The organism is Streptomyces violaceoruber (assembly GCF_033406955.1).
Classification (GTDB): Bacteria; Actinomycetota; Actinomycetes; order Streptomycetales; family Streptomycetaceae; genus Streptomyces; species Streptomyces violaceoruber.
In genome coordinates this window covers 1,987,387-2,011,326 of sequence record NZ_CP137734.1, presented here as the reverse complement: position 1 = coordinate 2,011,326, position 23,940 = coordinate 1,987,387, and the positions used below count along the sequence as shown (strand labels likewise).

General features: G+C 73.2%; 21 protein-coding genes and 1 riboswitch. Of the genes, 12 read left to right on the top strand and 9 right to left on the bottom strand.

From position 1 onward, the window contains the following. The first annotated feature begins 1 nt into the window (after window position 1). The 5 genes from R2E43_RS08710 (at window position 2) to R2E43_RS08690 (ending at window position 6,066) form a co-directional block, all read left to right on the top strand. The gene (locus R2E43_RS08710; protein ID WP_016327489.1) at window positions 2-1,813 is read left to right on the top strand and encodes a gamma-glutamyltransferase family protein; all 1,812 of its coding nucleotides are present in this window, start codon (window positions 2-4) and stop codon (window positions 1,811-1,813) included. A 14-nt stretch (window positions 1,814-1,827) separates the two neighbouring features. Continuing rightward, a complete protein-coding gene (locus tag R2E43_RS08705; protein WP_234328609.1) occupies window positions 1,828-2,631 on the top strand; it encodes a YoaK family protein in 804 nt (267 codons plus the stop codon). 14 nt (window positions 2,632-2,645) lie between these two features. Beyond that, window positions 2,646-4,043: an MFS transporter gene (locus R2E43_RS08700; protein ID WP_332056077.1), complete on the top strand. Its 1,398-nt coding sequence runs from the start codon at window positions 2,646-2,648 to the stop codon at window positions 4,041-4,043. Next, complete coding sequence (locus tag R2E43_RS08695) at window positions 4,040-5,233, top strand: FAD-dependent monooxygenase (RefSeq protein ID WP_030864049.1); 1,194 nt, start codon at window positions 4,040-4,042, stop codon at window positions 5,231-5,233. Before R2E43_RS08700 ends, R2E43_RS08695 begins: the two co-directional genes overlap by 4 nt. 284 nt (window positions 5,234-5,517) lie before the next feature. Further along, window positions 5,518-6,066: a DUF1062 domain-containing protein gene (locus R2E43_RS08690; protein WP_332056076.1), complete on the top strand. Its 549-nt coding sequence runs from the start codon at window positions 5,518-5,520 to the stop codon at window positions 6,064-6,066. 119 nt (window positions 6,067-6,185) lie between these two features. On the opposite strand, the gene R2E43_RS08685 is transcribed toward R2E43_RS08690, so the two are convergent. Beyond that, on the bottom strand, window positions 6,186-7,637 hold the full coding sequence (locus tag R2E43_RS08685; protein ID WP_030864052.1) for an MFS transporter: 1,452 nt from the start codon (window positions 7,635-7,637) through the stop codon (window positions 6,186-6,188). Between the two features lie 147 nt (window positions 7,638-7,784). Between R2E43_RS08685 and R2E43_RS08680 the strand changes: the two genes are divergently transcribed. The 4 genes from R2E43_RS08680 to R2E43_RS08665 all read left to right on the top strand — a co-directional run bounded on the left by R2E43_RS08680 (window position 7,785) and on the right by R2E43_RS08665 (window position 14,543). Further along, window positions 7,785-8,396 (top strand): TetR-like C-terminal domain-containing protein, encoded by a 612-nt coding sequence (locus R2E43_RS08680; RefSeq protein ID WP_011030557.1) that lies wholly within the window; start codon window positions 7,785-7,787, stop codon window positions 8,394-8,396. 239 nt (window positions 8,397-8,635) lie between these two features. Beyond that, a complete protein-coding gene (locus R2E43_RS08675; RefSeq protein ID WP_234328611.1) occupies window positions 8,636-9,403 on the top strand; it encodes a hypothetical protein in 768 nt (255 codons plus the stop codon). Window positions 9,404-9,405: 2 nt separating this feature from the next. Then, a complete protein-coding gene (locus R2E43_RS08670; RefSeq protein WP_030864054.1) occupies window positions 9,406-12,147 on the top strand; it encodes a TIR domain-containing protein in 2,742 nt (913 codons plus the stop codon). A 98-nt stretch (window positions 12,148-12,245) separates the two neighbouring features. Then, a complete protein-coding gene (locus R2E43_RS08665) occupies window positions 12,246-14,543 on the top strand; it encodes a glycosyl hydrolase family 18 protein (protein ID WP_030864058.1) in 2,298 nt (765 codons plus the stop codon). Between the two features lie 66 nt (window positions 14,544-14,609). Here the strand turns inward: R2E43_RS08665 and R2E43_RS08660 are convergent, their stop codons facing one another. Then, window positions 14,610-15,044 (bottom strand): hypothetical protein, encoded by a 435-nt coding sequence (locus tag R2E43_RS08660; protein WP_136208271.1) that lies wholly within the window; start codon window positions 15,042-15,044, stop codon window positions 14,610-14,612. Window positions 15,045-15,172: 128 nt separating this feature from the next. Here R2E43_RS08660 and R2E43_RS08655 point away from each other — a divergent pair, with 128 nt between their 5' ends. Continuing rightward, a complete protein-coding gene (locus R2E43_RS08655; protein ID WP_030864062.1) occupies window positions 15,173-15,820 on the top strand; it encodes a TetR/AcrR family transcriptional regulator in 648 nt (215 codons plus the stop codon). A gap of 155 nt (window positions 15,821-15,975) precedes the next feature. Continuing rightward, complete coding sequence (locus R2E43_RS08650; protein ID WP_003973065.1) at window positions 15,976-17,577, top strand: MFS transporter; 1,602 nt, start codon at window positions 15,976-15,978, stop codon at window positions 17,575-17,577. Between the two features lie 16 nt (window positions 17,578-17,593). On the opposite strand, the gene R2E43_RS08645 is transcribed toward R2E43_RS08650, so the two are convergent. The 7 genes from R2E43_RS08645 to R2E43_RS08615 form a co-directional block, all read right to left on the bottom strand. Next, window positions 17,594-18,448: an ATP-binding cassette domain-containing protein gene (locus R2E43_RS08645; RefSeq protein WP_030864066.1), complete on the bottom strand. Its 855-nt coding sequence runs from the start codon at window positions 18,446-18,448 to the stop codon at window positions 17,594-17,596. Next, complete coding sequence (cbiQ, locus tag R2E43_RS08640) at window positions 18,445-19,194, bottom strand: cobalt ECF transporter T component CbiQ (protein WP_030864072.1); 750 nt, start codon at window positions 19,192-19,194, stop codon at window positions 18,445-18,447. Before cbiQ ends, R2E43_RS08645 begins: the two co-directional genes overlap by 4 nt. After that, window positions 19,195-19,551: an energy-coupling factor ABC transporter substrate-binding protein gene (locus R2E43_RS08635; RefSeq protein ID WP_003973062.1), complete on the bottom strand. Its 357-nt coding sequence runs from the start codon at window positions 19,549-19,551 to the stop codon at window positions 19,195-19,197. Further along, window positions 19,548-20,246, bottom strand: coding sequence for an energy-coupling factor ABC transporter permease (locus R2E43_RS08630; protein ID WP_030864075.1), 699 nt, complete (start codon window positions 20,244-20,246; stop codon window positions 19,548-19,550). Before R2E43_RS08630 ends, R2E43_RS08635 begins: the two co-directional genes overlap by 4 nt. A gap of 30 nt (window positions 20,247-20,276) precedes the next feature. Continuing rightward, a riboswitch (cobalamin riboswitch) is annotated at window positions 20,277-20,462 on the bottom strand. Window positions 20,463-20,532: 70 nt separating this feature from the next. Next, window positions 20,533-21,126, bottom strand: coding sequence for a MerR family transcriptional regulator (locus R2E43_RS08625; RefSeq protein WP_003973060.1), 594 nt, complete (start codon window positions 21,124-21,126; stop codon window positions 20,533-20,535). A 63-nt stretch (window positions 21,127-21,189) separates the two neighbouring features. After that, the gene (locus R2E43_RS08620; RefSeq protein ID WP_003973059.1) at window positions 21,190-21,651 is read right to left on the bottom strand and encodes a potassium channel family protein; all 462 of its coding nucleotides are present in this window, start codon (window positions 21,649-21,651) and stop codon (window positions 21,190-21,192) included. A gap of 118 nt (window positions 21,652-21,769) precedes the next feature. Next, window positions 21,770-23,128: a chloride channel protein gene (locus R2E43_RS08615; protein ID WP_030864079.1), complete on the bottom strand. Its 1,359-nt coding sequence runs from the start codon at window positions 23,126-23,128 to the stop codon at window positions 21,770-21,772. 287 nt (window positions 23,129-23,415) lie between these two features. Between R2E43_RS08615 and R2E43_RS08610 the strand changes: the two genes are divergently transcribed. Continuing rightward, complete coding sequence (locus tag R2E43_RS08610; RefSeq protein ID WP_003973057.1) at window positions 23,416-23,883, top strand: DUF7144 family membrane protein; 468 nt, start codon at window positions 23,416-23,418, stop codon at window positions 23,881-23,883. Window positions 23,884-23,940 lie beyond the last annotated feature (57 nt).

Genomic DNA, 23,940 nt, shown 5'->3' with positions numbered 1-23,940 from the left:
CATGGCCGGTCGACCACCGTCACCGCCCGACGCCCCTGCGCACACCACCCGCCCCACCCTCCGCGGCTCCTTCGGCATGTGCGCGTCGACGCACTGGCTGGCGACCGCGACCGCCCAGTCCGTACTGGAGCGGGGCGGCAACGCCTTCGACGCCGCCGTGGCCGGTGCCTTCGTGCTGCACGTCGCCGAACCCCACCTCAACGGCCCCGGCGGTGACCTCGTCGCCGTGCTCGCGACCGCCGCGGACCCGTCGCCGCGGGTGCTGGCGGGCCAGGGACCCGCCCCGCGCGGAGCCACGATCGAGCACTTCCGGGCCGAGGGACTCGACCACGTCCCGGGCGCCGGAGCGCTCGCCGCCGCCGTCCCGGGCGCCGTCGACTCCTGGCTCTGGCTGCTCGCCGAGTTCGGCACCTGGGAACTCGCCGACGTCCTGGCCTACGCCATCGCCTACGCGGAGCGCGGGGTACCGGTCGTACCGCAGTTGGCGCGCGTCCTGGCCACGGTCGAGGAACTCTTCCGCACGCACTGGCCGACGTCGTACGCGCTGTGGATGCCCGAGGGCCGCGTCCCCGCGCCGTACGCCACTCTCGTCAACCCCGCCTACGCCCGTACCCTGCGCCGGCTGGGCACGGCGCCCTCCGGCGGGACGCGGACCGCCCGGATCGAGGCCGCGCGGCGTGCCTGGCGCACCGGGTTCGTGGCGCAGGCCGTCGCCGAGTTCGCGGCCGTGCCGCACCGGCACTCCTCGGGCGGCGACCACGCCGGAGTCATCACCGCCGCCGACTTCACCGACTTCCACCCGTCCCTGGAACCCGCGGTCACCGCACGCTTCCGGGGGACCACGGTGGCCAAGGCGGGCCCGTGGTCCCAGGGACCCGTGCTGTTGCAGGCCCTCACCATCCTGGACCACTTCGACGACGCGCGGCTCGACCCGTCGACCGCCGAGGGCGTCCACACCCTCACCGAGGCCCTGAAACTCGCCCTGGCCGACCGGGAGGCGTACTACGGACACCTCGACCCGGCGGCGGCGGACGCCCTGCTGCGCCGGCTGCTCTCCCCCCGGTACGGCAAGGAGCGCGCGCGTCTGATCCGGCCCCTCGCCTCCACCGCCTTCCGGCCCGGCCACATCGGCGTCACGCCGTACACCCCGCCGCTCGTCACCCGGGGGTCCGCCCAGCAGGCCGACGGCGTGGGCGAACCCACCGTGCAGCAGACCGGGGAGACCCGCGGCGACACCTGCCACCTCGACGTCGTCGACCGCTGGGGGAACATCGTCTCCGCCACACCGTCGGGAGGGTGGCTCCAGTCCTCGCCCGCCGTGCCGGAACTGGGCTTCGCGCTCGGCACCCGGCTCCAGATGACCTGGCTGGACCCGGCCGCCCCCTCCCGCCTGGCACCGGGCCGACGGCCGCGTACGACCCTGACGCCGACCCTGCTGCTCCGCGACGGCAACCCCGTGGCCGCCCTCGGCACACCCGGTGGCGACCAGCAGGACCAGTGGCAACTGATCTACCTGGTACGCACGCTGGCGCTGGGCATGGACCCGCAGGAGGCGATCGACGCACCCGCGTTCCACACCACCGCCGTACCGAGTTCGTTCTGGCCGCGGACCTGGACGCCCGGGGGACTGGTGATCGAGGAGCGCGCGGGCGGGGCGGTCGTCGAGGAACTGCGCGCACGCGGCCACGCGGTGACCGTCTCCGGACCCTGGAGCCAGGGCCGTCTGTCCGTCGTCACCCGTGATCCGGACAGCGGCGTCCTCCGGGCGGCCGCGAACCCGCGCGGTGCCCAGGGCTACGCGGCCGGACGGTGAACGTGCGGCGGCGGGTGACGCAACCCGGTCTGATGCTCGCCCTCACCTTCGCGACCGGCGTCGTCGACGCCGTCGGCTACCTGCGCCTCGACCAGGTGTTCGCCGGCAACATGACGGGCAACGTGGTCATCCTCGGCATGGCGGCCACCGGCGGCGGCACGGGGTTGCCGGTGCTCGGGCCGGTCGTGGCGCTCGCGTCCTTCCTCGCCGGCGCGGCGACGGCCGGGCGGGTCCTGCGCACCGCCGCCCCGGGCTGGAGCAGCCGGTGCGGGGCGCTGCTGGGCGGCGTCGGACTGGTCCTGACCGCGACGGCGCTCGGCCCGGCCCTCGTCGGCGCCGACACCTCCGGCGCCCGCGCGGGCATGGCGTCGTCACTCGCCCTGGCCATGGGCGCGCAGGCGGCCACCGCCCGTCACCTGGCCGTCAGGGACGTCACCACGGTCGTCGTGACCTCCACGCTGACCGGCCTCGCGGCCGACTCCCGACTGGGCGCGGCCCGCGGCCGGGGCGCCCTGCGCCGGACCGCCGCCGTCGCCCTCATCGTCGCCGGAGCGGCGGCCGGCGCGCTGCTGTGCCAGGTGCACGAGGGCCTCGCGGTGGCGGCGGCGGCCTGCGTCGTCCTGGCCGTGACGGCCCTCGGCAGCCGGGCGGCGCCGGCCACGACCGGAGCCCCCTCCACCGCACCTCCGACCGCTCCCGCAACGGCTTCCTCCACCGCTCCCGCAATGGCTTCCTCCACCGCTCCATCAACGGCTTCCTCCACCGCTCCATCAACGGCTTCCTCCACCGCTCCATCAACGGTCCTCCCGCGACCATGACGGAAAGGACGCTCATGACCACAACCCTGGCACCCCCGGTCCCCATCGGGAAGGCCGCCGTCGGCGCCCTCGGCATACTGGCACTGTCCACCGGTGCCCTGGAGTCGGTGGTGTCACCGACGATCCCGCTCCTGGAACGCGAACTGGACATGAGCCAGTCCGAGGGAGCACTGCTCAGCATCGTCCTCCTCATCACCGGCGCGCTCATCACCCCGCTGGCGGGCAAGTTCGGCGACCGCTACGGCGGCAAGAAGGTCCTGATCCGCCTGATGGCGGTGGTCTCGCTCGGCGGCACGGTGTCCGCCCTGGCGCCGAACCTGCCCGTGCTGCTGGTCGGACAGGTGTTGCAGGGCGCGATGATCGGCGCGCTGCCCCTGGCGTTCATCGTGGTCCGCAAACACCTCCCCGCCGGCGAGTCCAAGGTGGCCATCGGCGTGGTCAGCGGACTCTTCGTCGGCGGTTCGATGGTCGGCATGCTGTCGGCCGGACCGGTGGCGGAACAGCTCTCCCGGCACTGGATGTTCGCGCTGCCGACGATCGCGGTCGTCGGGTCCACCCTGCTCGTGAACCGGCTGATGCCGGCCGATCCGCCGGGCCGGCCGGACGACGTGGGGATCGACTGGCCCGGCCTGCTGCTCCTGAGCGGCATGCTGACCACCCTCATGCTCGTCCTCGCGCTGGCACCCGAAGCCGGCTCGGCGCCCCTCGTGCTCGTCGCCCTCGTCGTACTGCTGGCCGTCTTCGTCACCGGATGGGTGCGGGTCGAACGGCGAGCGGCCGCGCCGATGATCGACCTGAACATGCTGGCACGGCCCGCGATCTGGAAGGCGTGCGCGCTGACCTTCGTGATCTGCCTCGGCACCACGATGGCGGTCTACCTCGTCCCGCAACTGCTCGACGAGCGCGGCGACGGCTACGGATTCCGGGCCAGCGCCACCGAGATCGGCTTGTACCTGCTGCCCGGCGCCGTCGCCGCGACGCTGGCCGGGCCGCTCGGCGGGCTCGGGGACCGGCGCTTCGGCTCGCGCGCCGTCGTCAACACCGGCGTGGTCATGATGGCCGTCGGCCTGCTCGCCGTGGCGGCCGTGCACACCGAGATCTGGCACCTCGTCGTCGGCAAGGTACTGATCGCGCTGGCCAACGGCCTGTGCGTCACGGCGATGATGACCAGCACCGCCACCGCCGTCGACCCGAACGACACCGGCATCGCCACCAGCCTGATCCTGGTGAGCCGCGTGCTCGGCTCCGCGGTCGGCGGCCAGCTCGGCGGCGCTCTCCTCACCGCCGGAACACCCTCCGGGTCGGAGGTCGCGGCCGAATCGGCCTACGTCACCGGCTTCGTCATCGCCGGCATCGTCGTGCTGTCGGCCCTGTTCGTCACCCGCACCATGAGCAAAGGAGTCAAAGCATGACCCGCACCGCACCGAGGCGCAGCGTCCTGATCTCCGGGGCCAGCATCGCCGGTCCCGCCCTGGCCTTCTGGCTCAACCGCCACGGATACGAGGTCACCGTGGTGGAGAAGGCCGGGACCCTCCGCAGCGGCGGCTACCCCATCGACGTACGCGGCACCGCACTCGACGTCGTGGAGCGGATGGGAATCCTGCCGCAACTGCGCGACGCGCACATCGACCTGCGCCGGATCACCTTCCTCGACGCGGGCGGCGACGAGGTGACCTCGCTCCACCCGCACGCCGTCACCGGCGGGGTGACCGGACGGGACCTGGAGATACGGCGCGGGGACCTGACCGACGCGCTGTACATGGCGGTCCGGGACGACGTGGAGTTCCTCTTCAACGACTCCATCGACACCCTGGACCAGTCCGGCCCCGGAGTCGACGTCACCTTCCACGGCGGCGGCAGCCGCCGGTTCGACATGGTCTTCGGCGCGGACGGCATGCACTCGCGCACCCGCGAGACGCTGTTCGGCCCCGAGGAGCGGTTCCACCGCCATCTCGGCTACTGCTTCGCCGTGTTCACCATGCCCAACACCCTCGGCCTCTCCCACGAGACGGTCATGTGGAACACCCCGGGCAGGGCCGCGGCCGTCTACGCCGTGGGCGACGACGAGGAAGTGCACGCCTTCCTCAACTTCGCCCAGCCCGAGCCGCCCTACGACGCCTTCGGCGACCCGAAGGCCCAACGGGCCCTGCTCGCCGACGTCTTCGCCGACGCCGGCTGGGAGGTCCCCGGCATCCTGGGCGCCCTCCACGACGCGGACGACGTGTTCTTCGACGCCGTCGGCCAGATCCGGATGCCGCGCTGGACCGAGGGCAGGGTCGCGCTGCTGGGCGACGCCGCGTACGCCCCCTCGTTCCTCACCGGCCAGGGCACCAGCCTCGCCCTCGTCGGCGCCTACATGCTCGCCGGGTCCCTCGCCGGCCGGGACCACGCCGAGGGCTTCGCCGCCTACGAGCACGCCACCCGTGACTTCGTGACCCTGAACCAGGACCTGGTCGGCGAGGGCGGCGCCACCCTCTTCCCGACCACCGCCCAGGCCCTGGAACAGCGCAACGCCCGACTGCGCGCCCTCAGCGCCATGCCCGCCCCCGAACCCCGGCCGGCCCACTCGGCCCTGACGCTGCCGTCCTTCGGCGTCCGCTGACTCCGCTCGGTTCCACCAGCGCCGTTGCCCGAGCGGAAGGGCCCCGGTCACCCCACCAGGGTGGCCGGGGCCGCGCCGACGGACCCGGCCCGCGGTGATGCCGTCGAAAACCGCTGGAACAGCGCCGCCGTGTGTCACTACCGTGCCGCCGGAACAAGTCGCCCAGGCAAGGACGTGCCGTTGTACACCCTGTGAGACCTCCCGAGTGCTGATCTGTCGCGCGTCGCACATGTGCCACGCGCTCCTTTCCGCTGCGGTCTTCTCACTGGAACCGGTGTACCTCTGTGCTCAACCACTGGGTCGTTGTGCCCACCTGCCTGCCCCTTGTCCTCCGCCGTTGCCACACGTGTGCGTCCAGACACTTCCGGGCGAGCGGCAGGTTCCGCGTCAACGCGAACCACAAGCTCCTCGACGCCTGGCTCCTCGTGCTCTGCACCGCTTGCGGGGACACGGCGAAGCTCACGGTCCTGGAGCGGATGAACGTGCGCTCCGTACGGCCCGGGCTGCTGGACCGCCTGCACGCGAACGATCCCGGCCTGGCGGCCGAGTTGCTGCAGGATCCGGTCGTGCAGCGCCGCAATCGCATCGCCCTCGACTGGGCCGACGCCTGGCGCCTCGACACCGGCGGACCGGATCACCCGGACCGCGAGGTGAGCGACGTATCGGTCCGCTTCGCGGCGCGGATTCCGGTCCGGCCGGTGCGACTGATCGCTGAAGGGTGCGGTCTTGCGCGGGCCGAGACCGAGAGGCTGATCGCCGAGGGAAGACTCGTTTCGGCCGTCCGGCTGAGCGACAGGCTGTGCGGCGACTTCACCTTCACGCTCAAGCGCTGAGCCCTCCTCGGCACCAGGGCCTGTCCGGCGGGGGCGGCCGGACAGGCCCTGACGCTTCGCCCGTGACCTCCCCGCCCGACGACTCCCGCCGCAAGCCGGCCGGCGCGCCCCGCGAGGCGTCACCCGGACGGCCGGGCGGTGCGGCCGCGCAGGAAGAGCGCGGCGGCGGCTACGCCGAGGAGGACCAGGGCCGCGTTGACGGCGATGGCCGTCGTGACGCCCCGGTGGACGGCGGATGCGGTGGCCGCGCCCGCGGTGCCGGCGGTGACGACGGCGGACATGACCGGCGTGCCCATGGTGATGCCGACCTGCTGGGACATCGAGGCCAGCCCGGTGGCCAGGCCCTGTTCGGCGTCCGGCAGTCCGCTGGTGGCCGTGACCATGAAACCGACGATGACCAGCATGTTGCCGACGCCGCCGAGGAAGGTGGCGGGCAGCAGCAGGGCGAGGGACGCCCCGGTCGTCGTACCGAGGAAGAGCAGGGCCGCGGTGGAGACCGCCTGGACGATGCCACCGCCGACGAGCACGGCCGGCGTGGACGTCCTGGCGAGCAGCCTGGGGGCGACGAGACCGCCGACGACGGTGCCCGCGCCGAGGACGCCGAAGGAGACACCGGCCGCGAGGGCGGAGAAGCCCAGGGTCTTCTGGAGGTACAGGGTGAGCAGGTAGACCAGCGAGGTCTCGGTGGCGAAGGCGAGCAGGCCCAGCACGTTGCCCCAGGCCACGTTGCGGCGCCGCAGCGTCCCGAGCGGTACCAGCGGCGCCGCCACCGTGCGCTCGATCAGGACGAACGCGGCGAGCAGGAGGGCGCCCCCGGCCAGCCCGGCCAGCGCGTGCGGGTGGGTCCAGCCGTACGCGCCGGCCTGGGTCATGCCGTAGACGAGACCGAGCAGGCCGAGGGTGACGGTCAGCGCGCCGGGCAGGTCGAGGCCGGCCCGGGCGGCGGGCCTGGACTCCTTGATGACGGCCGGGGCGACGAGTACGACCGCGAGCGCCACGGGCACGTTGACGAAGAAGGTCCAGCGCCAGGAGAGCAGGTCGGTCAGGACACCGCCGAGGATCGCTCCGGTGGTGAACCCGGCCGACATCAGCGCGCCGTTGATGCCGAGCGCCTTCTGCCGCAGGGGGCCCTCGGCGAACGACGTCGTCAGCAGGGACAGACCCGCCGGGGTGGCGGCGGCGGTGGCCAGGCCCTGGGCGACCCGGGCGGCGAGCAGCACCTCGGGGCTGGTGGTGAGGCCCCCGAGCAGAGAGGCGAGGCCCAGGAGGCCGATGCCGCCTATGAAGATCCTCTTGCGTCCGACCAGGTCGCCGACACGGCCGAGGAAGAGGGTGAAGCCCGCGGCCGACAGGGCGAACGAGGTGGCGATCCACTGGAGGTCGGAGAGGGCGAAACCGAGTCCGTCGCCGATCGCGGGCAGCGCGACGTTCAGGATCGAGAAGTCGACGGCCAGCATGAACTGGGCGACCAGCAGGACCGCGAGGACCAGTTTCGACCGGCCGGTGAGCCGCTGCGGATCGGCCCCTGCCCGGGCGGTGACCCCGGCCGTGGCCGTGGCGGTGGTGGACATGGCGTTCCCTTCGAAAGACGTTAATGGGTCTGAGGTCCCATTACGGCTTGGAAGGTAGCACGGAGGGAAACGGTAAAGGAACTGTGGTTCCGATAAGGTGGGGGTCTGGCGTCGTGAGTGCGCCGTGAGAGAGACGAGGGAGTCGTGATGCCTGACCCAGCCGCCCCAGGGACCCTCCGCCCCGGAGGCCGCACCGCACGTATCCGCGAGGCCGTCCTCCTGGCGGCGGGCGACGCGCTCGCCGCCGACGGCTTCGACGCGCTCGACCTCGGGGAGATCGCCCGCCGTGCGGGCGTCGGCAAGACGACGGTCTACCGCCGCTGGGGGACCCCGGGCGGGCTCGCCGCCGACCTTCTGGCCGACATGGCGGAGCAGTCGCTGCCCCGTGCCGACACGGGCGCCCTGGAGGAGGACCTCCGGGCGAACGCGCGCCTCGTCGTCAGGACGCTCGACGACCCCCGCCAAGGGCGGCTCTTCAGGGCGCTGATCGCGGCCTCCCTCTGCAACGAGCAGGCGGCCGAGGCCCTGCACCGCTTCTACGCCGTACGCGTCGACGAATGGGCCGGCTGTGTGCGGGACGCCGTCGCGCGGGGCGAGGTCCCGGACGGCACCGACCCGCACGGAGTCGTTGCGGCCGTCTCCGCTCCGCTCTACTACGCGCTGCTCAACACCGGCCGGTCCCTCACCGAGGCCGACGCCGACCGTGCGGCCCGCGCGGCGAGCACCGCCGCGCGGGCGGGTGTGTGGGTGACGGGCTGAACGCGCCGATCTCGCCGATCTCGCCGAACCAGCCGAACCAGCCGAACTCGCCGTACGGAGCAAGGTGGCGGCGGCCCGGCAGAGCCGGGGGCCCGGTCCGCGTCAAGTGCTCGGACGCGAGGCGGCGTTGGCGCAGCACGTCGAGTCCGCTGTGATCAGGCCGGAATCCCGTGTTCGACTTCGCCCGACCGCTCCGGGGCGATATCTTCTCCCCGTCCGGACATTCGAGGGGGGGGCGGGTGAGGAAGCTGTCTGTGCTGCCTGGTGTCCGACCGCGCTGGGAGGTCAGAGTCGTCCGCCGGGCGGTACTCCGCCTGTTGCTGGCCTCGGTCACCGGCGGGATCGCCGGTCTGGTCCTCTACAGCCTCACCCGGGTGACCAGCCGCAGCCTGTTCGCCGTCACGGGGGCGCTCGCGGCCGTGGTGGCGCTGCTGGCCAGTGAGTGGTACCGGAAGGCGGCGCGCCTGACCGAGGTGAAGGTCACCATCCCGCAACTGAGCGAACTGACCTTCGCGGTCAACAACGACTCGCGTCAGGTCGCCTGGCACATGTTCGTCGAAACGGTGACGCGGGTGTCCACCCAGCCCCTCGCCGACGACGAGGGTGTCGTCCGGGAGGCCCTCACGTCGATGTACGGGCTGTTCGCCACGACTCGGGAGACGCTGAAGGTGACCCGTCCCTCTCCCGTCGTCCCCAGTGGCCAGACGGTGGAGTACCTGGCGATCACCATGCTCAACCGTGAGTTGAGGCCGTTCCTGTCCAAGTGGCACCCGCGGCTGCGCGAGTTCGAGATGGCCCATCCGGACGACTCGGAATCCACCTGGCCGGACAACGCGGCCTGCCGGGCCGAACTCCAGCGTGTGCAGCAGCACATCCACGGCTACGCGGCCGGCTTCGCGCGCCTGGCCGGCGTCCGCGAGGCCGACGCGCTGATCGGGCAGGTGCCCGGGCCCCGCGACGAGGCCGACGACCTGCGGCGCGACGCCGGGCGGACGGCCCGCCCGTAGGGATGGGCGGCGGCGACGGCAGGCGGATCGACGCCTTCGTGTCGTACAGCCGGGCAGCCGACTCCCGGCTCGCCCCGTCGATCCAGCGCGGACTCACCCGCCTCGCCAAGAAGTGGTACCGCACCCGGGCACTGAACGTCTTCCGGGACCAGACGGACCTGTCCGCCTCCCACGCCCTCGGCGCCTCGATCGAGCGGGCGCTCGCCGACGCGCGATTCTTCGTGCTGCTCGCCTCACCGGCCGCCGCGGAGTCGAAGTGGGTGGCCAAGGAGATCGAGTTCTGGCAGCGCAACAGGACGAGCGACACCTTCCTCGTCGCGCTCACCGACGGGACCATCAGGTGGGACGACGAGGCGGGGGACTTCGACTGGTCGGTGACCGATGCCCTGCCGCGAAGTCTGTCGGGGTACTTCGAGGCGGAACCGCTGTGGCAGGACCTCACCTGGTCCCGTGACGCGGACCGACTCTCCCTGTGGCACGCGGGATTCCGCGACGCGGTGGCGACACTGGCGGCTCCGATCCACGGATCCTCGAAACGCGCACTGGACAACGCCGAGGTCAAGGAGCACCGGGCACTGCTGCTCGTGGGTGCGCTGGCCACGGCACTGATCCTCACCCTGGCCGTTTCCTTCGGGATCCAGTACTGGTTCGCGACGGCCGAAAGGGACCGGGCGAACGCGAACGCCCGTGACGCCACGGTGATGAGCGCGATCCATCGGGCGCAGGTCGAGTTGGCCGATGCCGAGACGGGCTACGACGTCAGTGCCTATCGACGGCTGATGGCGGCACGGTCCCTCGCCGGGAGACCGTCGGTGGAGGGGGCCGCCTACGACGCCGCGCTCGACGCCGCCTACTCCCGCCCCAACCTGCTGCGGGTCACCGAAGTCGACAGCGGTCCCGACAGCCGTGCCGCCATGACGGTCGACGGCGGGCGGGTCGCCTTCGGGGGGAAGGAGCAGCCGACGCTCTGGAGTCCCGGCACCGGCCGTCCTTCCGGGCCCGCCCTGGAAGCAGCGGAAACCACGGACTCCAAGGCGCTCGCCCTCGCGTTCTCGCGCGACGGGAAACGTCTTGCCGCGGCCTACGAAGCGGCCGTCGTGCTCTGGGACGTGGCGTCCGGGAAGAAGATCAACGAATTCGCCACGGACCGCCGCACCACCACTTCCCTGGCGCTCAGCCCCGACGGGACGACCGTCGCCGTGGCCGGGGGAGGCCTGCGGATCTGGGACGCCGGCAGCGGAAGGCGCATCGGAGAGCCCCTGGGCGTGACGGGCGACCGGGTCGTCTTCAGTCCCGACGGCCGAAAGCTCGCCTTCGACGCGCTCAACGACGGGGGCTCCGAGGTCCATGTCCGAGGCGTCGGCGCGGAGGGTGCCGGTGAGGTCGTCATTCCGTACCCGCACGACGTGATCAGCGGCATCGCCTTCACGCCGGACACAGACGCCCTCGCCGTCGGTACCGAAGACGGCGGACTGCGCCTTTGGGACCCGGACTCCGGTGCGGCGGAGGGCCGGGCCATGTCCGGTCACCAGGGCGCGATCCGGGCCATCGCCTTCGCCGCCGGCGGCTCCCGCATCGCCACGGCGGGGGCCGACCGGACGATCCGCCAGTGGAACGCGGAGACCGGGTCCCCGATCGGCTTTCCGCTCACCGGCCACGCGGGTCCCGTCGACTTCATCGCCTTCTCGCGCGGCGGAAGTGAGCTGGTCTCGCTCGGGGAGGACGCGACACTGCGCCGCTGGGACGCGGGGAACGCCCTCCTGCGAACCGGGCCCGACGACGCGAGCGCCCCGGACGCCCTCGCCGTCGCCCCCCGCGGGGCGAAGGTGGCGGTCGGCGGCAGAGAAGGGGTGCGCGTCTTCAACCAGGAGACCGGCGTCCAAGTGGCGGCACTGGACCTCCCGCAGGGTGTCCTGAGCCTGTCCTACTCGCCCGACGGCACCTCCCTGCTGATCGTGAGCCCCGACGCTCTGCGGCTGTGGGAGGAGGGGGCCGAGGCGCGCACGGTCACCCTCGACTCCTCCGTCGGTCCGGTCGCCGGCGCGGCCTTCATGCCCCACGGCCGGCAGATCGTGGTCGGCTCGTACGCGGGAAAGCTCCTCTTCGAAGACCTCGACGACGAGGCCACCGGTACGCCCGGCGCCTCGATCGACATCACGTGCGCGGCGCGGCATCTCGCCGTCAGCCAGGACGGGATGCAGGTCGCGTACGCCTGCGACGACACGGGAGGTGTCGCCGACGCCGAGGCCGGAAGGGTGCGGACCTTCGAGGCCGAGGACCGGGTCAGCGCCCTGGTGATCAGCCCGGACGGGCGCACTCTGGTCCTCGGAACCCTGGACGGCACGCTCTGGCGGCTGGAGCACGGTGCCGAAGCCTTGGTCGGAGTCGGGGTGCACCGGGGCGCGGTGCGTTCGGTCGCCTACGGTCCCGACGGCCGCTGGTTCGCCTCGGCGGGCGAAGACGGCTCCGTCGTCGTCCATCCGCACGGAGCCAGGGAGATCTCCGCCCGCATCCCCGCCCACACCGGCCCCGTCGAGGCCGTCGCCTTCAGCCGGGACGGCAGTCGCCTCATCTCCCTGGGGGCCGACAAGGCGGCCCGGGTCTGGCACGTGTTCCGGGATCCGCCGGGTGACCTGTGCGAGCGGATCACCTACAACATGTCCGAGTCCGACTGGAAGAAGTGGATCTCGGACAGCTTCGGCTACCGGGACCAGTGCGCGGGCAAGCCCCGAGCGCACGGTTGACGCATTGGTCCAGACCTTCTACGTTGTGGGCGCTCGACTCCCTCACGCGCGCACGGTTCACCTCACCCCTGTACCACCCCACCACCACAGGGAGAGCCATGTTCCACAGGCGCAGACCACCGAACAGGATCGGAGCGCGGATCGCCGCACTGGTGACCGCGTTGCTGCTGCCGCTCGCGGCGCTCACCGCGCTCGCGGCGCCCGCCCGGGCGGCCGGAACGCTGACGGCGACCTTCACCTCCCAGAGCAACGGGTCCGGGTGGACGGGCAAGTACGTCGTCCGCAACGACGGCACGGCCGCCTCCGACGGCTGGACCCTGGAGTTCGACCTGCCGCCGGGCGTGTCCGTGAGCGGGCACCTCTACGGCGAAGCCACGGTCTCCGGCAGGCATGTCACCGTCGAGAACGCCTACTACAACGGCAGGGTCCCGGCAGGCGGCACCACCGAGCCGTACAGCTACCAGTTCTCGGCGACCGGCCCGGTCGGCACCCCGACCGGCTGCACCGTCAACGGCGACAAGTGCGACGGCACCCCGGACGTGCCGCCGGCCGCCCCCGGCGCGCCGGAGGCGACCGCGGTCACCGCGCACACGGTCGCGCTGACCTGGGCCGCGGCCCGGCCCGGTGACCACCCCGTCACCTCCTACGAGGTCCTCAAGGGCACGGAGACCGTCGCCACCACGAGCGGCACCTCCGCCACCGTCACCGGCCTGACCCCGGCGACGAGTTACACCTTCACCGTCCGGGCCACCGACAAGCGCGGCAACGTCGGACCGGCCAGTGAACCGCTCACCGTCGAGACGGTGGACCCGGCGACCGACCCGACGCCGCCGACCGCGCCGGGCAACCCGCGCGCCACCGGCAGGACGGCCACCACCGTCGGCCTGGCCTGGGACAGGTCCACCGACAACGTGGCCGTGGCCGGCTACGACGTCTACCGCGGCGACACCCTGGCGAAGACCGTCGGGGCGGACACCACCACCGCCACGGTGGACGGACTCTCCCCGGCCACCGCCTACACCTTCACCGTCAGGGCCCGGGACACCGCCGACAACTCCTCGGCACCCTCCGCGGCCGTGCGCGCGACCACCGACGACGTGGCCGGCGAGGGCAAGCAGCTCAAGGTCGGGTACTTCGTGCAGTGGGGCATCTACGGCCGCCAGTACTTCGTGAAGAACCTCGACGCCTCCGGCGCGGCGAAGCAGCTGGACGTCGTCAACTACGCCTTCGAGAACCTCGACCCGACCAGCCTCACCTGCCAGGCCGGCGTCACCAAGGGCACCTCCGGCAACCCGCAGGACCCGGACGAGGGCACCGGCGCCGGTGACGCGGACGCCGACTACGCGCGGCCCATGTCCGCCGCCCAGTCCGTCGACGGGGTCGCCGACGACGGCTGGGGCAAGCTGCGCGGCAACCTCAACCAGCTGAAGAAGCTCAAGGCCAAGTACCCGCACCTCAAGGTCGTCGTGTCGCTCGGCGGCTGGACGTACTCGAAGTTCTTCTCGGACGCCGCCGCGACGCCGGAGTCCCGGAAGAAGTTCGTCGAGTCCTGCATCGACGTGTGGATCAAGGGCAACCTGCCCGTCTACAACGGCGCGGGCGGTCCCGGCACCGCGGCCGGCATCTTCGACGGCATCGACATCGACTGGGAGTGGCCGGGCTCCGAGGGCCACCCGGGCAACCACTACGGCGCCCGGGACAAGGACAACCTGACCGCCCTGCTCGCCGAGTTCCGCACCCGGCTCGACGCGCTGGGCGGCGAGCACAGGCTGCTCACCGCGTTCACCCCGGCCGACCCGGCGAAGATCGAGGCAGGCTGGGACCTGACCAGGATCTTCGACTCCCTCGACTACGCCAACGTGCAGGGGTACGACTTCCACGGCTCGGGCAGCGACAACTCCTGGGAGCCCGACCGCACCGGGCACGCCTCCAACCTCCACACCGACGCGGAGGACCCCTACCCCTTCCACTTCAGCGTCGAGAACGCGATCCAGACCTATCTCGACGCCGGGGTCAACCCGCGGAAACTGACGGTCGGGTTCCCGTTCTACGGGCGCGGCTGGCAGGGCGTCGGCGAGGGCGGCGCCGCCGGTGAGTGGCAGGACGCGGGCGGCGCGGCACCCGGCCAGTTCCCCGCGGAGGCCGGGGTCCGCGGCTACAGCAACCTGATCGGCAGCTACCCGTCCATGACCGTCCACCACGACGAGGAGTCGGTGTCCACCTTCGGCTACACCGGTCCGGGCGGCCAGTGGTGGTCCTTCGACGACACCTGGTCGATCGGGAAGAAGACCGACTGGGTCAAGTCCAAGGGCCTGCTGGGCGGCTTCGTCTGGGAGATGTCCGGCGACACGGCCGACGGCCGGCTCATGACCGCGCTGGACGACGGACTGGAGTGACGCGAACCGGAGCGGCGTGACGCGCCGCCGGCCCTGCCGTCCCTCGCCGGGGGCGGCAGGGCCCCTTCACACCGCCAGGACGGTGCAGCCCAGGGCGAGCAGGGCGAGGACCTTCACGATCTCCAGGGCGACGTAGTGGAGGTGCGCGCCGGAGCGGTTCTCGGCCGGGTCCTCGCCCGCGAGCACCGCGTCGGAGCGGCGGTTCAGGCGGGGGCGTACGACAGCAAGCTGCACGGCCAGCACCGCCACCGCGACGGCGGTGAGCGTCACGACCGCCGCGGACGGGCCGCCGGTGGCGACCGCGACGACCACGGCGGCGGCGAGCACGGCCTCGGCGAGGTTCAGGGCGCGGAAGACCATGCGGCCGATGCCTAGCCCGATCGGGATCGTCACCCCTGGGGCCCGGAACTTCAGCGGCGCCTCCAGGAAGGAGATCGCCAGCACCATGCCGAGCCAGAGGAAGGTGACGGCACCTGCCACGGCCGCCCACGTCGTGTCCATCGCCGAGACCTCGTCCTTCTCGTCGTCCTTCTCGATGTCCTGCCGGGTGCGCCCCCCGTGCCAGAATGTACGACCACGTCCACGCCGCCCGCCCCGCGCCCCCCGCATCGTCCCGCCCCGAGGTTCCCGTGACCAAGCCCGTCGCCCGTGAGCCGCAGCGCCGCAACGCGCGGTCGAACCGGGCGCGCATCCTGGCCACCGCCCGCCGGGAGCTGGGGCGGAACCCGGACACCACGCTGGAGGAGCTGGCCCGCGCCGCCGGTGTCGTACGGCGTACCCTCTTCGGCCACTTCCCGGGGCGTGCGGCGCTGCTCGAGGCCCTCGCCGAGGAGGCGTCCGAGGTGCTGCGCGGCGCGATGGCCGAGGCGGCGGGACCGGACGAACCGGCCGACCGGGCGCTGGCGCACTTCACGCTGCTGATGTGGTCCGTGGGCGACCGCTACCGCATGCTGCTGGCCCTGGCCCGGCACGACCTGGGCGTGGAGCGTGTGGCCGAGATCCTGGCCCCGGCCCGCGCCGAGGTGACCGCCATCCTGGAGCGCGGCCGGCTGGACGGGGTCTTCCCGGCCCACCTGCCCCCCGCCGTGCTGAGCGCGGGACTCGAGGCGATGGTCGTCGCACTCCTGGAGCAGGTCAACACCGGTGCCCTCGAGGACGACGGCACCCGGACCGCCGTCGCCATGCTCATCGCGGCCGGTGTGCCGGAGCGGCGGGCGCGGGCCGTCGTCGAGGCCGTGGGCCCGGCGGTGCGCGCGAAGTCCGTCCCGGCCGAGTAGGCACTCCCGTCCAGGCCGAGCAGGCCACCCCCCTTCAGTAGGCGCCCCGGTTGACGGGCGCCCTATTTGCACGTCCATGTGCAACAAACTACGCTGCTCTTGTCTGCTCACTCATGGGCAATTAACTCGCCCTCGTTTGTCTCCGGGAGCCCTCCATGCCCCTGCTCGCCACCACCCCCGTCGAGAAGATGCCCGGGCCCTACGCCCGGCGCTGGTGGGCTCTCCTGGTGCTCTGCCTGAGCCTGCTGATCGTCGTCATGGCCAACACGTCCCTGATCGTGGCGGCCCCGGACATGACGACCGACCTGGGCCTGAGCAGCAGCGACCTGCAATGGGTCATCGACGGCTACACCGTTCCGTACGCCGCGCTGATGCTGGTGCTCGGCGCGATCGGCGACAAGTACAGCCGCCGCGGCGCCCTGGTCACCGGTCTGGTGATCTTCGCGGGCGGTTCGGTGATGGGCAGCCTGGTGCACGAGACGGGGCTGGTCATCGCGGCCCGGGCGGTCATGGGCGTCGGTGCCGCCGTCGTCATGCCGGCCACGCTGTCCCTGCTGGTCGCGGTCTTCCCGAAGGGGGAGCGGGCCCGCGCCATCACGGCCTGGACCGCCACCTCGGGACTGGCCATCGCGGTCGGGCCGCTGGTCGCCGGGTGGCTCCTGGAGGACCACGCCTGGGGCTCGACCTTCCTGGTCAACGTCCCCGTCGCGGTCCTCGCCGTCGTCGGCGCGCTGGTCCTCGTACCGCCGTCCAGGGCGGCCGGCATGGGCCGCATCGACTACGTCGGCGGCCTGCTCTCCATCGTCTCCGTGGGCAGCCTGGTCTACGCGACCATCGAGGGCCCGCACTTCGGCTGGGGCGCCGGCCCCGTCACCGCGGCCGTCGTCGCCGCCGTCGGCCTGATCGGCTTCGTGACCTGGGAGCTGCGCCACCCGCACCCCATGCTGGACGTGCGGCGCTTCCTGCTGCGGCCCTTCAGCGGCTCCATGCTGGCGGTGCTGTTCTTCTTCTTCGGCACCTACGGCGCCATCTACTACGCCACGCAGTTCCTGCAGTTCGTGCTCGGCTTCGGCGCGCTGGAGACCGGCGTACGGCTGCTGCCGCTGGCCGGGGCCGTGTTCGTCGGCGCCGCGGTGACCGGGCGGCTGACCCCGAGGCTCGGCGTGCGGGCCATGGTCGGCTCCGGCATGGCGATCGGCACCGTCGGCGTCTTCCTGCTCGTCCTGATCGACCAGGGCTCCACCTACGCCGACTTCCTCGCCCCGATGCTGCTGCTCGGCCTCGCCATCGGCCTCAGCGTCTCCCCGGCCACCGACACCATCATGGGGTCCTTCCCGGAGAGCGAACTGGGCGTCGGCGGCGGCGCCAACGACACCGCGCTGGAACTCGGCGGCTCGCTGGGCATCGCCGTCCTGGGCTCCCTGCTCGGCACCGCCTACCGGGACGAACTGGCCGGCCTGGTGGGCGACCGGCTGCCGGCCGCCGCGCTGGACACCGCCCAGGACTCGGTGGGCGGCGGACTGGCCGTCGCCGGGCGGCTCGCCACCGACCCGGCCGCCGGGCCCGAGCAGGCGCAGGCCCTCGCCGACGCCGTGAACAAGGCCTTCGCCCACGGCGTCTCCACGACCAGCCTCGTCGGCGGCGTCATCATGGCGGCCGGCACCCTGATCGTCCTCGCCGTCCTGCCCGGCCGCCGCGCCCGCGCCCAACAGGCGGAGGACGCCCGGGAACCGGAGTACAGCGGCGCGGCGAGCTGACCCCGGGCAGCGCTCGTCACTCCGCCAGCGCCGCCAGCTCCTCCGCCGTACGCGGGCCCGTCGCCGAGTCCGCCAACAGCCCCCGCGCCCGCAGCAGTCCGGTCGCCGCGACGCCCCAGGGAAGCCGCAGCCCGGCCCGCCGCAGCAGGTCGGTGCGGGCCAGCGTCGCGGCGGTCGGGCCGGTGCGCACCCCCTCCGGGGTGAGCAGGGCGGCGTCGTCGGACCAGCGCAGGGCCAGGTCGACGTCGTGGGTGGCCATCACCACGGTGGTGCCGCCCGCGCGCAGCCCGTCCAGGGTGGCGAGCAGCCGCTCCTGCCCGTCCGGGTCGAGCCCCGCGGTCGGCTCGTCGAGGATCAGCACCCGGGGCCGCATCGCGACCGCCCCCGCGATCGCGGTCCGCTTGCGCTGCCCGTACGACAGCAGGTGCGTGGGCCGCTCGGCCAGTCCCGCGATGTCCAGCGCGGCCAGCGCCTCCCCGACCCGGGACCTGACCTCCGCGTCGGACAGGCCGAGGTTCAGCGGACCGAAGGACACGTCCTGGCCGACCGAGGCCGCGAAGAGCTGGTCGTCCGGGTCCTGCACCACCAGTTGCACCGTGGTCCGCAGCCGGGTCAGCCCCTTGCGGTCGTAGGCCACCGGCTCCCCGCCGAGCGTCAACGTCCCCGTACGCGGCCTCAGTCCGCCGCTGAGCAGCCGCATCAGCGTGGTCTTGCCACTGCCGTTGCGGCCGAGCAGCGCCAGCGCCCGCCCCTCGCGCACCGCGAAGTCCAGGCCCGTCAGCACGTCCGGACCCTCCTCGTACGCGAACGCCGCGCCCCGCAGGGCGACCAGGGCCGGGGCCGGTTCAGAGGTCTGGGCCGGTTCGCTCACGACAGGGGTCCTTCCAGTACGAGGGTGAGGACGGCCAGCGCCGCGAGCAGCGCGACGCTCGCCGCCGTGAACGGCACCGACACGCGCGCCTCGGGCACCAGCACGCGCAGGGTGCCGTCGTAACCGCGCCCGGCGAGCCCCGACTGGAGCCGCGCCGCCCGGTCGAAGGCCCGCACGAACGCGGTGGCGCCGAGCCCGCCGAGCGAACGCCAGGTCGCCGCCCGCGTGGTGTGTCCGAGCCGCGCGGCCTGCGCCTGCCGGATCCGGCGCACCGAGTCCAGCAGCAGGAAACTCATCCGGTACGTCACCAGCGCCACGTCCACGACCGGGGCGGGCACCCCGGCCCGCACCAGCCTCGGCAGCAGGTCCGACATCGGCGTGGTGAACGCGAACAGCAGCACCCCCAGCGAGGCCGCCGAGGTGCGCAGCAGCAGCCCACCCGCGCGCACCGCACCGCCGTCGGCCGCCGTCAGGAACCCGTCCGGGCCCCCGACCTGCACCAGCAGCGGCAACGCACCCGTCACGCAGAACCCCAGCGGCACCCGGTAGGCCCGCCACAGCCGGCGTCCGGGCACGCCCGCCGGGCCGAGCAGCACCGTCAGCGCCGCCACCAGCACCAGCGCCGCGCCCGGCCAGGGCGGCAGCGAGATCGCGAGCACGGTCAGGCCGAGACCGAGCACGGCCTTGTCCACGGGATGGCGGCGGCGCCAGCGACTGCCGTGCGCCGCCGCGTCGATCGGCAGCACTCAGTCCCCTTCGGGGGCGTCCCCCGGTGCCGCCGCGGCCCCGGAAGCCGCCGACGCCCGCTCCTCGCCCTGCCGTCGGCCCCGGCGCAGGCCGAAGTAGTACGCCAGCACGCCCGCGCCGAGCGCGGCCTGCAGGGCGAACAGCGCCGACTCGACCTCCCCGGACGGCGGTTCGTACAGCGGGGAGAACCACGGTTCGTAGTCCGGTTCGATCTCGGTGATCGCCGTCTCCGCCTCCGCGTCGGCCCCGGCGAACGGCTCCTCCTTGTGGTCGCCGAGCCCCAGCACCAGCGGCAGCACCGCCAGCGCGGCCACCGCGAGCAGCAGCAGGGCGTTGATCCTCGTGTTCCGGCTCATCGCGCCACCGCCTTCTGCTTCCGCTCGCCGGTCCGGGTCAGCAGCACGCCCAGCCGGGTCAGTTCGCCCTTGCTGGACTGCACGAGCAGCCGCATCACGATCACCGTGAGCAGGCCCTCGCTCACCGCGAGCGGAATCTGCGTCACCGCGAAGATGGACCCGAACTTGCCGAGCGCGCCCAGGAACCCGCTGCTCGGATCCGGGAAGGCCAGCGCCAGCTGCACGCTGGTGACGCAGTACGTGGACAGGTCGGCGACGAACGCGCCGAAGAACACGGTGACCATCAACGGCACGTCCCAGCGGCGCAGCAGCCGGTAGACGCCGTATCCGGCCCAGGGGCCGACGATCGCCATCGAGAAGACGTTGGCGCCGAGCGTGGTGAGCCCGCCGTGGGCGAGCAGCAGCGCCTGGAAGAGCAGCGTGATGGTGCCAAGGACCGCCATGATCGGCGGCCGGAACAGGATCGCGCCCAGACCGGTGCCGGTCGGGTGGGAGCAACTCCCGGTGACCGACGGCAGCTTCAGGGCCGACAGGACGAACGTGAAGGCTCCGGAGGCACCGAGGAGCAGTGTGCTCTCCGGGTGCTCCCTGACCTCACGGGTGAGTGACCGGACTCCGTGGACGACGAACGGCGCGGACGCGACACCCCAGGCGATCGCGTGCGCCGGTGGCAGAAAGCCCTCGGCTATGTGCATGACTCGGCAGACCCTCTCCAGCACCTCGTGGATGGACGACGCGCCTTGGCCGGTCTCCTGGCTTACGGGTACCACCGCCCGTGCTCCGCCTTCCCGGACCGCAAGCGATCCAGTGGCTGCCCGTCAGGGCCGGAGCCGGACTTCCCGATTCACAGTGGCGAGGGCCGCACCGGCATCACACCGGATTTCCCGTTCACCAAGGCGTGGCGACAGTAGTGCTCCCACCGGGGTGGGCACAAGCAGGCCTCGGGGCCCGCGCACCGGCCGCCGGGCCGCCGAACATGCCTCAGGGCTGCGCCAACGCCCGGCGCCGCCGGTCCGTCAGCCGACGCCGGTCGTCCTCGCCCATCGTGGCGAAGATCTCCGCACGCCTGTGGTGCAGGGCACGCAACTCCTCCTCGCCGAGCGACTCGGCCCAGCGGCGGCGCGCCTCGCCGAGACCGGCGACCTGCTCCGGGGTCAGGGGACGTGTTACGGCGGTCATCTCCTCGATCACGTCCAGCAGGGCCTCGGTCGAGCCGTCCGCGGCGGCGTCCAGCGCGCCCAGCACACCCAGCAGCCGGATCCGCAGCTCGGCCGTCTGCCGCAGCCGCTCCTCGACGACGCCGAGCTGCCGCCGGATCAGCTCCGCCGGATCGTGGTCCGGCTCGGCGTCGAGCACCGCGCGGATCCGGGCCAGCGGAAGCCCGAAACTGCGCAGCGCCAGGACGCGGTGCAGACGCCGGACGTCGCCGGCGTCGTAGCAGCGGTGGCCGCCCTCGGTGCGGGCGGACGGGGTGAGCAGGCCGAGCCGGTCGTAGTAGCGCAGGGTGCGGATGCTCAGCCCGGTCTCCCGAGCGAGTGCGCCGATGCGCCGGCTTCCGTCGGTCGCGTGCGTCATGGGTTCCTCCTGGGTCTGCGACCGAGGCTAGAAGGTGACGCGGCGGCACCTTCAAGGCCCGCCTCAGCGCGAGCGGCCCCGCTGGGGCCCCCGGACCACCCGGTCGCGCATCCGGGTGGTCAGGGCGGTGGCGGCGGCCGTGAGGAAGACGAAGCTGTACGTGATCTGCAGCACGGTCACGACCCGCGCGGCCTGGCCCCTCGGGGTGATGTCCCCGTACCCGACGGTGGCGAGCGTCACCACGGTGAAGTACAGCGCGTCGATCCGGGTGTGCAGTCCGTTGAACTCGCCCGGCGACTTGGCCAGGGCGTAGTACGCCGCCGAGAAGACGTGCACGGACAGGACGATCAGCAGCGAGATGACCACGCCGGGGCGGCTGTCCGGACGGTCGAGGAGGACGTGCCGGATCTGCCGCAGCAGCAGCACGGCCACCACGGTCAGCAGCAGGGCGAACAGCACCCAGCTCAGCACCGGCCGCTGCGGCCCCAGGTGGTCCAGGGGGAGCAGGAAGTACGCCACGACCACTGCGGCCGCGATCCCCGCCCGTACGACCCAGGGCCCGACGGCGTCCCAGCCGGTACGGCGGCGCGGGGGAGTACGAGGGCGAGGACGCGGGTGTGCGGTCCGGCGGTCCGGCGGTCCTTCACCGTGCCGCTCCCGCCGACGGCGCCCCGCCCGGCGACCCGCCCGCCTCCGGCGGGGTCCGGCGCACCAGTTGCGCCACGACGAACGCGACGACCGAGGCCATGACGATCAGCGGCATCTGGTCGTGGGAGTCCCGGCCCATCAGCAGCACCGCGAGGACCGAGCTGGCCAGCGGCAGCCCCGTCACCGCGGCCGCCGCGGCGGCGATGCCGAGGGCGAGCGCCGGGGTCGCGCCGAAGCCGGGCAGCCCGGAGCAGGCCAGGGCCGTCGCCGCGCCCAGCAGGACGGCCGGGAAGATCGGGCCGCCGCGCAGCGCGCCCAGCGCGATGCCCCAGGCCAGCCCCTTGCAGGCGACCAGCGCGACGAGCGCCCCCACGGACCAGGCGTGCGGATGCGCGGCGAGCTGGGCGAGGGTGGCCTGGCCGGACAGCGCCGCCTCGGCCGGGGAGCGGCCGGTGATCAGCGCGTACGCCGCGACACAGACGCCGACCGCGGTGGCGCAGGCGACGGTGCGGGCGGCCGTGCGGTGCCGGGTCCAGGAGACGGTGCGGCGGCCCAGCGCCCGGGCCAGCGTCACCAGTACGGCGATCAGGGCCGCGGTGGGCAGGCCCCACAGGAAGTCACCCGCGTCCGGATTGGCCTGCGGCGGCAGGTCGGGCAGGCTCAGCGCGCCGATCTCCAGCCCCGTCCACTGCCCGAAGCCGGTGAAGACCAGGGCACCGGTCGCGCTGGCCAGCAGGCAGGGCAGCAGCAGGGCGACCAGGCGGGTGCCGGCCAGCCCCGCCCCCTCGATGAGCAGCACCGCCGCCGCGATCGGGCCGCCGAGGATGGTGGAGATCGCGGCGGTGGAGCCGGCCGTGGCGAGAATCGCGCTCGCCTGCTGGTCTCCGCCCGCGCCCGCCCGCCGCACCGCCAGCAGGGCGAGCCCGCTGCCGACGGCCATGAGCGGGGCCTCGGGGCCCAGCACCACGCCGAGCGGCAGCGTGGCCAGCGCCGCCAGCACCGCGCCGGGCAGCGCGCGGGGGCCGACCGGCGCCCCGCCCAGGCCGTTGACGGGGAGATGGCCGCCGCCGCCCGGCATCCGGGTCACGATCGGCGCCAGGATCAGCCCGGCGAGCACCAGCGCGGGCAGCGGCCACCACCACGGTGGGGTGTCGTATCCGGCCGCCTCGGGCAGCGAGGTCCACACCCAGTGCTGCAACTCGTGCTGAAGTCCGACGAAGAAGAAGCAGGCCAGCGCGATGGGCACCCCCAGCAGCACGCACAGCAGCAACAGCCGCCGGTAGCCGGGACTGAGCAGGGTCTGCCGCAGGGACCGCTCCGCCCGGTCCGGGACCGCGTTCGCCGGCGCGGTCACGGAACCCGCCCGCGCGGGCCCCGACGGGGCAGCGGCCGACTCGTCACACGCCCTCCTTCGTCGCCCCTTGGTCCCTCGGCCCGTCGGTCACCGGGACCCGCGGGTGCCGCTCAGTTAACGCGAGGCCGGGGGCGTCCGCACGCGCACGCACGCCGCGCGATTCACCCGTCCGGCGGACCCGCCTGGCCGGGGAGCGCGGCCACCCGCAGGCTCTGAATGACCTGTCGGGGCCGTCGGGCGCCGGCGGGCAGCTGCCCCGTACGGGGGACACAGAAAGGACTCCGCTCATGAGCCAGCACGCCGAACCCTCTCCCGGCCGGCCGTCCCACGGCGGCGACGCCTCCTGGGCCCAGCGCTCGGGCGACCGCACCAGCGGCTGGGTGACCGGAGGTGTCGTCTTCGCGGGCGTACTGCTGCTGCTGAACGGCGCGCTCGCCGTCCTCCAGGGCATCGCGGCCATCGCCGAGGACGACGTGTACGCCCGTATCGGCACCTACGTCTACGAGATGAGCCTGACCGGCTGGGGGATCGTCCACGTCATCCTGGGCGCCCTCGTGTTCGTCACCGGGTTCGGTCTGCTCAAGGACATGGCCTGGGCCCGGGTGGCGGGTATCGTCCTCGCCTCGCTGAGCCTGATCGCCCAGTTCCTGTTCCTGCCGTACGCGCCCGTCTGGTCCGTGATCATGATGGCGATCGACGTGTTCGTCATCTGGGCCCTGGCGAGCCGTCAGGACAGCGCGTCGTCCCGGGCCTGAGACTCCACGGCCACACGGACTCCGGCCTGAGGCTCCACGCCCCGACACGGACTCCAC